General features: G+C 34.6%; 12 protein-coding genes. 8 read left to right on the top strand and 4 right to left on the bottom strand.

What is annotated here, in order from left to right:
- Nucleotides 1–106: 106 nt before the first annotated feature.
- Both I130_RS02345 and I130_RS02340 read left to right on the top strand, forming a co-directional pair.
- A complete protein-coding gene (locus I130_RS02345) occupies nt 107–1399 on the top strand; it encodes an NAD(P)/FAD-dependent oxidoreductase (protein ID WP_034918708.1) in 1293 nt (430 codons plus the stop codon).
- A 23-nt stretch (nt 1400–1422) separates the two neighbouring features.
- On the top strand, nt 1423–3003 hold the full coding sequence (locus tag I130_RS02340; RefSeq protein ID WP_034918705.1) for a 4Fe-4S binding protein: 1581 nt from the start codon (nt 1423–1425) through the stop codon (nt 3001–3003).
- Nucleotides 3004–3087: 84 nt separating this feature from the next.
- Here I130_RS02340 and I130_RS02335 read toward each other — a convergent pair whose 3' ends face one another.
- Both I130_RS02335 and I130_RS02330 read right to left on the bottom strand, forming a co-directional pair.
- Nucleotides 3088–4089: a fasciclin domain-containing protein gene (locus I130_RS02335; RefSeq protein WP_034918702.1), complete on the bottom strand. Its 1002-nt coding sequence runs from the start codon at nt 4087–4089 to the stop codon at nt 3088–3090.
- 24 nt (nt 4090–4113) lie between these two features.
- A complete protein-coding gene (locus I130_RS02330) occupies nt 4114–4995 on the bottom strand; it encodes a hypothetical protein (protein ID WP_034918699.1) in 882 nt (293 codons plus the stop codon).
- Nucleotides 4996–5287: 292 nt separating this feature from the next.
- Between I130_RS02330 and I130_RS02325 the strand changes: the two genes are divergently transcribed.
- The 5 genes from I130_RS02325 to I130_RS02305 all read left to right on the top strand — a co-directional run bounded on the left by I130_RS02325 (nt 5288) and on the right by I130_RS02305 (nt 10799).
- The gene (locus tag I130_RS02325; protein ID WP_034918694.1) at nt 5288–5770 is read left to right on the top strand and encodes a toxin-antitoxin system YwqK family antitoxin; all 483 of its coding nucleotides are present in this window, start codon (nt 5288–5290) and stop codon (nt 5768–5770) included.
- A complete protein-coding gene (locus tag I130_RS02320) occupies nt 5771–6463 on the top strand; it encodes a glycosyltransferase family 2 protein (protein ID WP_034918690.1) in 693 nt (230 codons plus the stop codon).
- Nucleotides 6463–7935, top strand: coding sequence for a cellulose synthase family protein (locus I130_RS02315; protein ID WP_034918687.1), 1473 nt, complete (start codon nt 6463–6465; stop codon nt 7933–7935). Before I130_RS02320 ends, I130_RS02315 begins: the two co-directional genes overlap by 1 nt.
- Before the next feature lie 8 nt (nt 7936–7943).
- Nucleotides 7944–8945, top strand: a complete 1002-nt coding sequence (locus tag I130_RS02310; protein ID WP_034918684.1) for a metal-dependent hydrolase — start codon at nt 7944–7946, stop codon at nt 8943–8945.
- A 126-nt stretch (nt 8946–9071) separates the two neighbouring features.
- Nucleotides 9072–10799, top strand: a complete 1728-nt coding sequence (locus I130_RS02305; protein ID WP_034918680.1) for a DUF885 domain-containing protein — start codon at nt 9072–9074, stop codon at nt 10797–10799.
- 188 nt (nt 10800–10987) lie between these two features.
- On the opposite strand, the gene I130_RS02300 is transcribed toward I130_RS02305, so the two are convergent.
- Both I130_RS02300 and I130_RS02295 read right to left on the bottom strand, forming a co-directional pair.
- Complete coding sequence (locus I130_RS02300; RefSeq protein ID WP_034918675.1) at nt 10988–12424, bottom strand: M56 family metallopeptidase; 1437 nt, start codon at nt 12422–12424, stop codon at nt 10988–10990.
- 2 nt (nt 12425–12426) lie between these two features.
- Nucleotides 12427–12792, bottom strand: coding sequence for a BlaI/MecI/CopY family transcriptional regulator (locus I130_RS02295; protein ID WP_034918672.1), 366 nt, complete (start codon nt 12790–12792; stop codon nt 12427–12429).
- Nucleotides 12793–13107: 315 nt separating this feature from the next.
- Here I130_RS02295 and I130_RS02290 point away from each other — a divergent pair, with 315 nt between their 5' ends.
- A complete protein-coding gene (locus tag I130_RS02290; protein ID WP_034918669.1) occupies nt 13108–13686 on the top strand; it encodes a PhnA domain-containing protein in 579 nt (192 codons plus the stop codon).
- Nucleotides 13687–13896 lie beyond the last annotated feature (210 nt).

Here is a 13896-nt window from a genome sequence, read left to right as displayed (position 1 = left end):
ATAAAAGGTTTCGTGTAAAGCTTCGACCAATCGAATTAGTTGTAAGTCGAATTTTACAAAAATTACTAACCCGATTGTTACCAATCTTCTAAAAATAAGGAATTATATGGAGCATGTTGTCATTATAGGTAATGGAATTTCTGGAATTACCGCCGCCAGACACATAAGAAAAGAATCTGACAAAAGGATCACAGTAATTTCTTCAGAAAGCGACCATTTCTTTTCCCGCACTGCTCTTATGTATGTTTATATGGGGCATATGAAATGGAATCACTTAAAACCTTATGAAGATTGGTTTTGGGAGAAGAACAGAATAGAACTTAAAAACGCATTCGTATCTCAGGTGCAACCAGAGATTAATCAGCTTACTTTTTCTTCAGGAGAAACAATGGAGTATGATACTTTAATTATTGCCACGGGTTCCAATTACAACAAATTTGGCTGGAAAGGCCAGGATCTTGAGGGTGTTCAAGGAATGGTTACCAAACAGGATCTCGAACTTTTAGAAGAAAACACCAAAAAATGTAAAAGGGCAGTAATTGTGGGAGGTGGACTTATAGGTTCTGAAATGGCAGAAATGCTTAGCACAAGGAATATACCCGTTACCTTTTTAGTTAGGGAATCCAGTTTTTGGAATGTGGTGCTTCCTCCCGGGGAATCAGATATCATCAACAATCATATTTTAGAGCATCATATAGATCTTAGGTTAAATTCAAATTTAAAAGAAATAGTTTCCGACGAAAATGGTCGAGTAAAAAGCATAATCATAGAAGAAACTGGAGAAGAGATAGAATGTGATCTTGTAGGACTTACTGCTGGAGTTTCTCCGAACATCAATTTTCTGAAGGAGTCTGGAATTGAATTAGGTAGAGGCGTAAAAGTTAATAGATCACTTCAAACAAATTTTAAAAACATCTTTGCTATTGGAGATTGTGCTGAGCAACATGAAGCCATAGGAGAAAGAAGACCTATAGAAGCAGTTTGGTACACCGGCAGAATGATGGGAGAAGTAGTGGCTCAAACCATTTGCGGAAACCCAATGGAATACAAACCCGGACATTGGTTTAACAGTGCTAAGTTCTTTGATGTAGAATATCAAACTTATGGTTGGGTTTTTCCTGAACCACGCGATGGGGAAGCTCATTTTCATTGGAAGCATCAGGATGGCCGAAAATGCATCACCATAAATTATCAAGAAGGAAGCAGAAAATTTGTAGGTATAAATACCTTCGGAATTAGAATGCGACACGAAACATTTGACAAATGGCTTACGGAAGAAAAATCTGTAGATTTTGTGATAGAAAATTTAAAACAGGCCAATTTTGATCCTGAGTTTTATAAAACATTCGAAACTGAAATTTATAAAAGCTTTATCCAACAACAACCCGTTGCCAATTAATACTTAAAAAACTTATCCAAATTATGGAAAACAATCTATCCTTGACCGGTGATGCATCAAGCTCTTTAAATATTCCTCAAAAATTAGCCACATTCTTAGGGGTTTCTGGCTTATTTATTTTAGCTCTAGCGGCTTTCAACATGAACTTTCCTAACAAAGCAATTTGGTTGTACACCTCTCTTGCTGCAATAGGAATTGGAGTAATCTGGTTTGCACAGGCTACATATGCAAATAAAACCGAGGGAATAAAAAACGACCATATTTGGTTTAAATCTATTACTAACAGAGGAGTATTAGGCTGGATCACCGGCTTAATATTAACCGGTTTTTATATTGTTCTCTATTTTTATCCAGAGCTGTTAGGATTAAATGCCGAAGGAGAGAATACTGGGGTTATTTCGCTTTTCGATCCTTTAAGTAACCTATTAAGCGGCAACCCCGCTAGTCAATGGTTTGTCTACGGAACACTTTATACTATAGCAATCCTGACCTTCGGAGTAAAATTTATTTGGAAATACCGTCATAATAAATATGAGCGTTTGCGAACCTTTTCGGTGATGTTCTTTCAACTGAGTTTCGCTTTTCTAATTCCAGAATTTATGCAGCGACTTAATAGTGAGAATTTCTCGTTGCCATATTATGATCTTAAAAATATCTGGCCTCTTAACTATTATAACTTCGAACAATATCGAGTAGATTCTATGATAAACGCTGGAGATATAGGGATAGCAATGCTAATATTTGGAGTCGTTTCCATTTTTGTGATCACCCCAATTCTTACTTATAAATACGGTAAACGTTGGTATTGCTCCTGGGTTTGTGGTTGTGGTGGACTCGCCGAAACTGCTGGAGATTCGTTTAGACAATTAAGTGATAAAACTCAATCTGCTTGGAAAATCGAGCGTTGGGTGGTACATAGTGTTGTGGTTTTTGTAACTCTTATGACTACTGCGGTAATCTATTCTTATTTAGGTGAAGATGGAAAATACTGGTTGAACAGAACCTCTTTCCTAATTGGAGTTGCAGTGTTATTAACTGCTGTTTTCGCATTAGTAATGATTTTTAAAAGAAATGAATTTCAAAAAGACGCGAAATTTGGGGCAATTGGCTATTTAGCAATTATTCTATCACTTATTGGTTTTCACTTTTTAAGTGGAGATGGAAAAGTTTTTCTTTTTGAAGCTGAAGCTTTAAGATCCACTTATGGAGTTTTGATAGGGGCTATTTTTAGCGGTGTTATTGGAACCGGTTTCTATCCTATTTTTGGAAATAGAGTATGGTGTAGATTTGGCTGTCCTATGGCCGCTATCTTAGGTTTTCAACAAAGACTGTTTTCAAGATTTAGAATTACAACTAACGGGGGGCAATGCATTTCTTGTGGGAACTGTTCTACCTACTGTGAAATGGGAATAGATGTAAGAGCCTATGCACAAAAAGGAGAAAACATAGTAAGATCAAGCTGTGTTGGCTGCGGAATTTGTTCTGCTGTTTGTCCAAGAGGAGTGCTAAAATTAGAAAACGACTCTATGAATGGAAGAATAAATGCAAATGAAATCTTACTAGGAAACGATGTAGATCTAATGGATCTATTGAATCAGAAATAATTGCTGATTCATTTAAAAAAAGAAAATAAAAAAGCCGCCTTCGATATTAATTATCTTAGGCGGCTTTTCACTTAGCAAATTAGCTTAATTCAAATTCGGCAATAATACTCTATCAATAACATGTACAATACCATTAGTTGTTTGTACATCTGGAATAACCATATTGGCAGCTTGAGCATTTCCTGCTCCAGTAACTGTTAAGGTTCCATTTGTAAACGCTCCTAAAGTAAGATCCTCACCACCTAAAGGAGTTACAGTTCCTGCATTTAATTCACTAGTAAATTTTCCGTTGTTTCCTATTACATGGTTTAACAATACAGTTGCAACAAGATCCTTAGGTAGTTGTCTTATATCTGCAGGTACTGTAAAAGTTAATCCCAATGCAGTTCCAAGATCTTTAAATGCTTGGTCTGTTGGAGCAAATACTGTAAAAGAAGGGCTTCCAGCAGAAGCAGTTAATGCCCCAGCAAGATCTGCATAAATTACCGCTTCTACTAGAAAGGATAATTCTGGAGAAGTGAATACTTGAGAACTCTGTAATGCAATAGCAGATTGTACGATATCTACTCCTGTAGCGATCATTACCTTATCTATTACATGCACAGTCCCATTACTTGCATTAATATTAGTTGCAAGAATTTTTGATCCGTTAATAAAGGTATCATTTCCACGTTCAATAAATCTTCTATCCAATCCTAAAACTGAAGTAGAAGATCCTCCTCCATAAATAGCATTTCCTAAAAGGTTTCCGTTAGAAACGTGATACAACAAGGTATTAGTTAAAAATGGCGTTTGTAACACTCCTAAAGTTTCTTCATTTAAACCTAGTCTTGCAAAAGCATCATTAGTAGGTGCAAAAACGGTGTAGTCCCCAGAGGCATCATTTGGGTTGTTATTACTAAGAACCACAGCAACTCCACCTTGTACAGCGGCTGCTTCCAGCACACTAAAACCGGCGTTAGAAACTGCAATATTTGCTATAGAAGGAACTTCTTCTTCGTAATTTGATTCTGTTTCACAAGAAACTAAGGTGAAAGTTGCCACAACAGCAAGCAACATTTTTGAAAGTATATTTTTATTTATCATTTAATGTTTTTTAAGAATAATTAATTAGAAAGAATAAGCTAAACCACCGTAAAAACCTGTAGCCTTACCTAAATTACGCCCTGCGATATATGAATTTACACCTCCAGTTAAGCCAATTCCACTATATATTGGAACATAAGCATTCAACCCAATTCTTGTAGAGTTTACTCGAGTTTCAGGGAAGAATCCTGTAAAACCCTCTTGTAAGATATCTGTTCCTTTTTTATCTGATAATTGATTTGCGATAAACGCATCTACATAAAATTTAGAAGCTGCATACCCAATTTTAAGTTCGCTTAACAAGGCATTTGGAACGTCATTTCCTCTTATGCTATAACCCAATTGTCCACTTGTGAAAACTCCTGCATTTGTTTTGAACATTGCAATTCCCATAGCGGTAAAACTTGTAGATTGGTTTCCTATTGCGACAATAGATTGAATTCCTTCATTAGCTTTATAATCTCCAAGTGGAGTTTGAAGACCTAAGGCACCTATTAAATCCAATTTGCTTTTTTCGAAACCGAAAGATTTAAATCTGTATTTACCGAAGATTTGAAAATCTTGGATACCTTTTCTTTCATTCTCGAAACCATTATTTGCCAATACCTGTTCACTTGCGCTTCCTTTAGCCTTTATGTAGGGAACATTTACGACTACATCAAAATTATCTGTAATACCAAATTCACCATATAAAGAAATACTGGAAACCGAAACCTCATTAAAAACTGGCACTCCGTCTATCTCTGCTGGAACCAAAAACACTTTGTCATATTTCTCATAAGAGTAAGAAACTACTGCAGCGCCCTCCCCTTTATTTTTCATAAATCCGCTTACAGGGCTTTGAGCCAACAAAATGGCAGGAAAAAACAAGCATAAACTTGTTATAAAATTCATTTTAATTTTCATTTTTGAAATATTTTGATTGTTAATTACACTCCTATATACGTGAGAAAAAATGTTTGGTTTTAAAAAACACGTTTTTTAAAAAAATAAAATCAAAGACGATTTAAAAACCATTAGGCTAATAACAACGTAGGTTAGAGCAGAAAAATGAAAAGAAAATTCATTTGCTGATATATTAGAAAGAACATAAATAATCCAATTTGTAATTAGTTCTAATCAAAATAATTGAGGACTAGCAATTTGACAAAATGTTAGTTTTCGTTTTTTTTACGTCTTCATAATTAACAATTTTAAAATGATCTATAAATTATTGTTGTTTTCAATACTGTTTTTCACTTTTATTATTAAAACTAAACAGGTTGAAAAAAAGATTTATATCAAAGAATATTATGATTCAGGTGTTTTAAAGGCCGAGGGCTGGCAGCAAGATGGATTAAAAGAAAATTATTGGATCTATTACTATTCTAATAAGTCTGTTTCTGAAAAAGGGCATTATCTTCGCGGAAAATCTAATCAATATTGGTTTTCCTATTCCAAAGATGGATCCTTATTAAAAGAAGGCACATTTGATAATGGGTTAGAAAATGGTTGGTGGGTGTTTTACGAAGGTGATAATATTGAAAAAGTAAAATTTCATAATGGATTGAAGGAAGGTTATGCCTTAATTTATAAAAATAACCAGTTGAAAAAAGCTGAAAAGTACCTTCACAATAATAAAATAGGGGAATGGACCTCGTTGATTAAATTTAAGAATGACAATCCCGAAGTACGATTTTAAATGAATAATCCTATTGTAGTTATTATCCCTGCTTTTAATGAAGAAGCTTCTATTGGTAAAGTAATTCAAGAAATACCAGAAATCGTTTCAGAGATTATAGTAATTAGTAATAACTCTACAGACCGCACTGCAGAAGTTGCTGAAATTGCCGGAGCTACCGTTTTACTTGAAGCCAGAAAAGGATACGGCTATGCTTGCTTAAAAGGCATGGATTATATTTCTAAAAAATTGGAAAAGCCAGGTATCATTGTTTTTCTGGATGGTGATTACAGCGATTACCCTGCGGAATTGACACAGATTATTGCTCCAATAATTGAAGATAATATAGATATCGTAATTGGATCTCGTGTTAGAAGATGGCGAGAAAATGGTTCGATGACTTTGCCACAGCGATTTGGAAATTGGCTTGCAACTTCCCTCATGAAATTATTTTTCAATGCTAATTTTACAGATCTTGGACCTTTTAGAGCTATTAAGTATGATAAATTACTACAATTGAATATGCAGGACAAGACTTATGGCTGGACGGTAGAAATGCAATTAAAAGCCATAAAGCAAAAATTTTCGTATATAGAAGTGCCCGTGCATTATAAAAACAGGATTGGTGTCTCAAAAGTTTCAGGAACTATTAAAGGGGCTATCTTTGCAGGGATTAAAATATTGACTTGGATTTTTAAATACAGTTTTAAATAATGGATTTCGCGATTATATTAATTTACACACTCGCACTCTTGCTTATTTTATTATACAGCCTTTCTCAATTGAGTTTGCTAATAAATTATCTAAGATCCAAAAAGAAGAACGACAACAGTGCAAAATATAATTTTTCCAATCCTGAAGAAATTCCTACAGTTACTATTCAACTGCCTCTTTACAATGAAATGTATGTGGTAGAAAGGTTGCTTGAAAATATTTCGAAAATAGATTATCCCACAAACAAGTTGGAAATACAGGTTCTAGATGACTCTACAGATGAAACTATAGCCACAACTGCTGAACAAATTCAAAAACTTCAGAAGAAAGGATTAGACATACAGCATATTACTAGAATAGATAGAACGGGCTTTAAAGCCGGAGCTTTAAAAGAAGGTCTTAAAATTGCAAAAGGAGAATTCATAGCGATCTTCGATTCAGATTTTATGCCTAAGTCAGATTGGCTGCTTCAAACAGTGCCTTATTTTAAAGATCCAAATATTGGAGTGGTACAAACTAGATGGGGGCATATTAACAGAGATTATTCCCTACTAACTAAAATTCAGGCCTTCGCACTGGACTTTCATTTTATTCTGGAACAAGTCGGCAGAAATTTCGGAAAGCATTTCATCAATTTTAATGGTACTGCCGGAATATGGCGAAAAGAATGCATTATGGATGCTGGCAACTGGAGTGGAGATACACTTACTGAAGATCTAGATCTAAGTTACCGGGCGCAAATGAAGAAGTGGAAATTTAAATATTTGGAAAACGTAGAAACCCCCGCTGAATTACCCGTAGTTATCAGCGCTGCAAGATCTCAACAATTTAGATGGAATAAAGGGGCGGCAGAGAATTTTCAGAAGAACTACTCAAAATTGCTATTTGACAAAACACTAAGTGCAGGAACAAAATTCCACGGATTTTTTCATTTACTAAACTCCAGTATGTTCTTATTGATACTATTATTAGCCATTTTAAGCGTTCCTGTTCTTTATATTAAAAATACAAATCCGCAGTTTAGCAGCTATTTTAATGTAATAGCTTTTTTTGCAATAAGCACGCTTATTTTCTTTATCTGTTATTGGGTTACCTATGCCAAGATCCACGGAAAAGGCATTGGCAGTTTTTTTAAATTTATAGGAATGTTCTTAACCTTTTTCTCCATCGCAATGGGATTTTCTGTGCATAACTCGCTTGCAGTATTAGAAGGCCATTTCGGAAAAAAGAGTGACTTTATTCGTACCCCAAAATTCAATATTAATAATCTAAAAGATTCTTGGAAAGGCAACAAATATTTATCCAGAAATCTATCTTTAAGCACCATTGTAGAAGGCTTACTTTGGCTCTACTTTGGATTTGCTATTTATAGTGCGTTTGTGCTGGAAGACTTTGGACTAATTATATTTCACTTAATGCTTTTTGCTGGTTTTGGTTATGTTGTATTTAAATCTTTACTCTCCAAAGTTTAATATTTTAGATGGATTCACTTACGCAGATAGTACTAGGAGCAGCAATTGGAGAAGCCGTTTTAGGAAAAAAGGTTGGAAATAAAGCGATGCTCTACGGCGCAATTGCCGGAACTATTCCAGATCTAGATTCATTCGCACCACTTTTCACTGATACACTTAGTGCTATTGAGATCCACAGAGGATTTACACATTCCATAGTATTTTCAATTCTTTTCGCTCCAATCTTTGGCTGGCTTATTTCTAAGTTAGAAAGGAAAACTGGAGTAAGCTGGAAAGATTGGTCATGGTTAATGTTTTGGGGGTTTTTGACGCATCCGTTGTTAGATGCTCATACAACTTGGGGAACGCAGCTATTTTGGCCATTGGACCTAAGACTCGCATACAAGAATATCTTTGTTATAGACCCTCTTTATACCTTTCCTTTTCTAATCTTCGTAATTCTCGCAATGAGATCTAAACGCGGATCTATTAAAAGAAAGAAATATAATAATCTTGGGCTTATTATAAGTAGTGCTTACATGCTGTGTACAATCGGCTTAAAAGGAATTACTTATTATAAGTTTACAAACGCTTTAGAAGAACAAAATATTACATATAAGCAGATCCAAACCAGGCCTAGCCCATTTAACACCATAATGTGGTCTGCAAATATAGAATTGGAAGACGCTTATTTAATTGCAGATTACTCTCTCTTCGATTCCCAGCCTATAACTTTTAAAAGTATTCCGAAAAATCATTTTTTAGTCGACTCTTATAAGGATGAAAATAATTTAGATCGAATAATTGCTATATCTCAAGGCTGGTATACTATATCACAGAGGGAAGGTAAACTTTACTTTAACGATTTGCGTTTCGGTGCTTTTAATTCTGAAGCTGAAGATCCTAAATTTGTGTTTAGTTATCTTTTAAAGCAAGAAAAGGGCAAACTCATAGTGGAAGAAGTCCCTAGAAACCCTGAAGAAGCTAAGGCGGTGATCATGAAATTAGGAAATCGCATATTAGGGAATTAAACTGAAGCTTTTGAAATAAAAATATCTGAAAGTTTAGCGAAATTGAGGCTTACGGGCGATTTGTCTAGATTTTCTATTTTCATTAGTATATTCTATCTTTAAGACTGAATAATTTAATATCCCTATATGAAAGGCTTCAGATTAATAATTACTCTCTTTTTTTGTTTTTTCACATTTCAAACATTCTTTTCTCAGCAGAGATCCGAAGAACTTCATAAGATCATAGACCAAGTTCAAGACCACAAAAGTTATGAGGTTAAAGAATTTCCACTAGGACTTTATTCAGAAGATCATTATCGAAGAGAATCACTTTTTGCAAGTGAACAATTAAAAAAGCTAAATTTATTAAATGCTTCTGAAATGTCCCAAACAGACATGATCTCTTTAGAGCTTTTAAAATACAAACTTCAGGAAACAATAGATACTTTTGATTATAAATTATACCTGAATCCATTACTATCAGACGCAGGATTTCATTTAAGCTTACCATATAATGTCACCCAACTCGCAGACTATTCTCAGGTAAAAACATACCTCAACAAATTAAATGCGATTCCGGAATATGTAGATCAGCATCTTATTTTACTCAGAGAAGGCTTAAAATTAGGAATCACACAACCTAGAGTGATCTTTGAAGGTTATGAAAGCACGTATAACGATCAACTATTTAAAAATTACAAGGACAGTTATTATTATTCTCCATTTAAAGATTTGCCTTCCGGTTTATCTGAAACCCAAAAAGATTCGATTTTACAAGCTGCCGAAAAAGCGATAAAGCAATCGGTATTGCCAGAATTTAAAAAGATCAAGAAATTCTTCGATAAGCAATATCTACCTAAAACTAGAACTAGCTTAGGAGTTTCAGAAATTCCTAACGGGCGAGAATTTTATCAGAATAGACTTAATTATTACACCACTCTAAATTTAACGGCAGAGGAGATCCATGATATTGGATTAAAAGAGGTAGCGCGCATTAATACTGAAATGAAGCAAATTATCAAGGAGGTTGATTTTGAAGGTTCCTTTGAAGAATTTATACTCTTCTTAAGGACCGATCCTCAGTTCTATGCGAAAACTCCAGAAGATCTTTTAAAAGAAGCTCGCAATATCTCCAAAAAGATAGATGCTGAATTACCCAGGTTCTTCAAGAAATTACCGCGTAAACCTTATGGAGTTTCACCAGTGCCCGATGCTATTGCACCAAAATATACTACAGGAAGATACATCTCTCCACAAGAAGACACTCAGCCTGGCTATTATTGGGTAAATACGTATGATCTACCTAGCAGACCTCTTTATGTGCTACCATCTCTTACAGCTCACGAGGCTGTGCCAGGACATCATTTACAGATCTCACTAAACTCAGAATTAGGAGATAGTATTCCTAAATTTAGAAGACGCTTTTATCTTTCAGCCTACGGAGAAGGTTGGGGATTATATTCAGAATTCTTAGCAGAAGAAATGGGCATTTATACAACCCCTTACGAGATGTTTGGTAAACTCACATACGAACAATGGCGGGCGTGCAGATTGGTAGTAGATACCGGAATTCATGCATTAGGTTGGACCAAAGAACAAGCGGTTGACTATTTAAGAATTAATACTGCACTCTCTTTTCATGAGATCAATACCGAAGTAGATCGATATATTTCATGGCCAGGACAAGCGGTTTCTTATAAAATTGGAGAGTTAAAGATTCGGGAGTTACGCAAAAAAGCCGAAAAGGAATTAGGAGCAAATTTCGATATCCGAGACTTTCATGAGGTCATCCTTTCACAAGGCACTCTTACTCTAGCAATCATGGAAAAATTGGTAGATAACTATATTGAACATAAAAAAAATATTCAACAATAAAAAGAGGTTCCTCATTAAAAGAACCTCTTGGCAGTTTCATATAAAATAAATCAAACCTTTTTGCTTTATGAAAGTATCATTTCGAAGGAGCTTTTGGCGACTGAGAAATCTCTTATTTACCTGAAGCATCCGGCTCCTTTGAGATCTCTCCCGATGGTCGAGAAGCCTTTAAATTATTTAAATAGTATTTAATCTACTACAATAGGGTCTTTAGATAACTTCACAATTGGTTTCTTAGAATTGATATCTCTCACTTGAATGTTTATACTTTTAAATTCTCTAGTAACTTTAATCGCTTCTTTTCCTGTGATTTCTTTGCCTTCAAAATAGAATATTGCTCCTTTTTCAGCTAGCTCTTTCATGTGAACAGAAGGAACTGGTGGTGGCGGGGGTGGCATCATTTCAGAATTCCCATCCATATCATGAATTTCAACTTCCACACTAGGTGCAGGCGGTGGTGGAGGTGGAATCACTCCACGTATATTATTCTCCATCGTTGGCATTGGTGGGGCTGGAGCATCCTTTGGAACAACTATTTCTGGGAATTTTTCAGAGCTATCTCGTTGATTTTTATTCATTCGGTCAAAAATATAAATCATTCTACTTAATTCCTCTCGGCTAATTGTACGCTCAGATTTAGGTAAAGAATTATATTTCTTTGCTAATGTGTTATATTCCTTCACCATCTTTTTGGTGGCAATATCCTGATAGATCATTTTTTTATTTAAAGCAGTTTTTAAGCTTTCAGAATAAGCATTAGACACTTCTTTTTCAATAACTTTTGTTGAACTAAAGCTGAAGAGCAAGATTGCTAATAGCGGTAATAATAGGAGTCCTTTGCTCCAGATCATTCTTTTGGATGTGTGTGTTTTCATAACTGTAAATCGTTTTTTGATTGATGAATAATTAAAAGCATTTGCCAACTTGCTTGATTGGGCATTTGATGAAAATGCCAACAAGGTTCTTTGATATATGGAGGTTTCAATTCCATTTTTTATAACCGATTGATCGGCTAGAAATTCATGATTTAATTTAATGGCATTTTTAGCCAAATAAATTAGGGGATTAAACCAGAATATAATTTGTAATAGTTCCATGAATAAGATATCCAAGCTGTGTAATTGATTGGCATGCGCTTCTTCATGAACTATAACTTCTAAAGGAATTTGATTGTTAATGAACTCTTCCTTATTAAAGAATAAGTAATTGAAAAAAGTGTGTGGAACTACTTTATCACTTAAAAGAACATTGACATAACTTTTACTTTTCAGCTTCAGGTTTTGCTGAATTCTTCTAATTAAACTAATCAAATTTGATGAAAATTTAATACTAAAAAGCACCACTCCTAGTCCGTATATAATCCTCAGAAGAGTGGCCCAATTTAGTTCTGACGAAGTATCTGTTTCAGAAATTATCAATGGAGAACTAGAAAATTCCCGAAGAGAATCTGTAGATGCCTCTACATAAGTTGTAAACGTAATAAGGGGAATTATGAGGGCTATAAGAACTGAACCTAATAAATAAAACCTTTTAAACTGATGCATGGTTTCATTTTCTAGAACCAACTTGTAGAAAAGCAATAGTATAGCTAAGCAGGCAGCGGAATTTAATAAATACATTTCCATAACTATTTACTTTTAATTTCTTGATCTATAATTTTTCTAAGTTCTTCCAATTCGGTCTTGCTCAAATTTGTCTCTTTGGTAAAAAAAGAAGCAAACTGAGAGCTAGAATCGTTAAAGAAATTTTTTATTAAACCATTTACATGTTTGGAGAAATAGTCCTTTTTTCTAACTAAAGGAAAATATTCTCTTGATCGTCCCTGTTGAGTGTAATCTACAAATTTCTTATCCTGCATTCTTTTTAATAAAGTCGCCACCGTAGTAATTGCTGGCCTTGGTTCTGGATAAGCTTCAATAAGATCCTTCATCAATGCTTTTTCCTGTTTCCAGAGAATCTGCATGAGTTGCTCTTCAGAATTTGATAATTGCATATTAATTTGAATTATTAGATTGCTCTACAAATGTAGAGGAAATATTTAGTTCTACAAACATAGAGCAACTTTTATTTCTGATTATTTACTTCTGAAAAATTCTATTTTGTTTCTTAGTAAAATAACATCAACTAAAAACAGACGTCATTCTGAACTTGTTTCAGAATCTCATAACACTATAAATCAATACTATAAAATGACACCCTGAAATAAATTCAGGGTGACGAGATAGCTATTATAATAAAAAATGGATGGATATATTCCATTTCTGTATTTTAAAGAATCGGTTACCTTTACCTCCAAAACATAAAAACAATGAGTGTAGAACAAGAATTATTTCAGCGTAGTGGATCAAAATGTGAATTATGTAGTTCAACTGAAGACCCTCAGATCTACGAAGTGCCGGAAAGCCCAACTAATGGTGCCGAAAGTGCAATTCTTGCATGTAATACTTGTAAAGAACAGCTTGAAGATCCTGAAAAAGTTGAAGCTAATCATTGGAGATGTTTAAATGATAGCATGTGGAGTACGGTTCCCGCTGTACAAGTAGTTGCTTGGAGAATGCTGAACAAACTTAAAAATGAAGGCTGGCCACAAGATCTTTTGGATATGATGTATATGGAAGAGGATGTAAAAGAATGGGCAAAAGCTACTGAAGTTGCAGATCCTGCATCAAAAACTATTGTCCACAGAGATAGCAATGGAGTGATCTTAGAGGCTGGGGATAGCGTGGTACTTATAAAAGATCTTAAGGTAAAAGGAAGTAGTATGGTTGCAAAACAAGGAACCGCAGTACGCCGAATTTCCCTAGATCATGAAAATGCCGATTATATTGAAGGCAGAGTAGATGGCCAACAAATTGTTCTTATCACCCAATATGTGAAGAAACTATAGGTTACGTTGGGATCTTCTGACTCCGAAGTGAAAGCAAAAAAATATTTCCGCAGATCAGGCTGATAGACGCAAATAAATCTGGGTAAATCTGTGCAATCTGCGGGAAATTATTTTCAGTAAAATGTCAAACTGAGCATGGCGAAGATTATTTAAATAATAAAAGGTCGATTCTAATTAAAGAATCGACCTTTTTGTTATAATAGATTTGTA

The organism is Gillisia sp. CAL575 (genome assembly GCF_000403785.1).
Lineage (GTDB): Bacteria > Bacteroidota > Bacteroidia > Flavobacteriales > Flavobacteriaceae > Gillisia.
Note: the sequence above shows the minus strand (reverse complement) of the source record. Positions and strands in the feature narration are given on the sequence as shown.

What these genes read in the sequence shown, in the direction of transcription:
- I130_RS02345 (WP_034918708.1), top strand. Translation starts at nt 107, where the DNA reads ATGGAGCATGTTGTCATTATAGGTAATGGAATTTCTGGAATTACCGCC.
- I130_RS02340 (WP_034918705.1), top strand. Translation starts at nt 1,423, where the DNA reads ATGGAAAACAATCTATCCTTGACCGGTGATGCATCAAGCTCTTTAAAT.
- I130_RS02335 (WP_034918702.1), bottom strand. Translation starts at nt 4,089, where the DNA reads ATGATAAATAAAAATATACTTTCAAAAATGTTGCTTGCTGTTGTGGCA.
- I130_RS02330 (WP_034918699.1), bottom strand. Translation starts at nt 4,995, where the DNA reads ATGAAAATTAAAATGAATTTTATAACAAGTTTATGCTTGTTTTTTCCT.
- I130_RS02325 (WP_034918694.1), top strand. Translation starts at nt 5,288, where the DNA reads ATGATCTATAAATTATTGTTGTTTTCAATACTGTTTTTCACTTTTATT.
- I130_RS02320 (WP_034918690.1), top strand. Translation starts at nt 5,771, where the DNA reads ATGAATAATCCTATTGTAGTTATTATCCCTGCTTTTAATGAAGAAGCT.
- I130_RS02315 (WP_034918687.1), top strand. Translation starts at nt 6,463, where the DNA reads ATGGATTTCGCGATTATATTAATTTACACACTCGCACTCTTGCTTATT.
- I130_RS02310 (WP_034918684.1), top strand. Translation starts at nt 7,944, where the DNA reads ATGGATTCACTTACGCAGATAGTACTAGGAGCAGCAATTGGAGAAGCC.
- I130_RS02305 (WP_034918680.1), top strand. Translation starts at nt 9,072, where the DNA reads ATGAAAGGCTTCAGATTAATAATTACTCTCTTTTTTTGTTTTTTCACA.
- I130_RS02300 (WP_034918675.1), bottom strand. Translation starts at nt 12,424, where the DNA reads ATGGAAATGTATTTATTAAATTCCGCTGCCTGCTTAGCTATACTATTG.
- I130_RS02295 (WP_034918672.1), bottom strand. Translation starts at nt 12,792, where the DNA reads ATGCAATTATCAAATTCTGAAGAGCAACTCATGCAGATTCTCTGGAAA.
- I130_RS02290 (WP_034918669.1), top strand. Translation starts at nt 13,108, where the DNA reads ATGAGTGTAGAACAAGAATTATTTCAGCGTAGTGGATCAAAATGTGAA.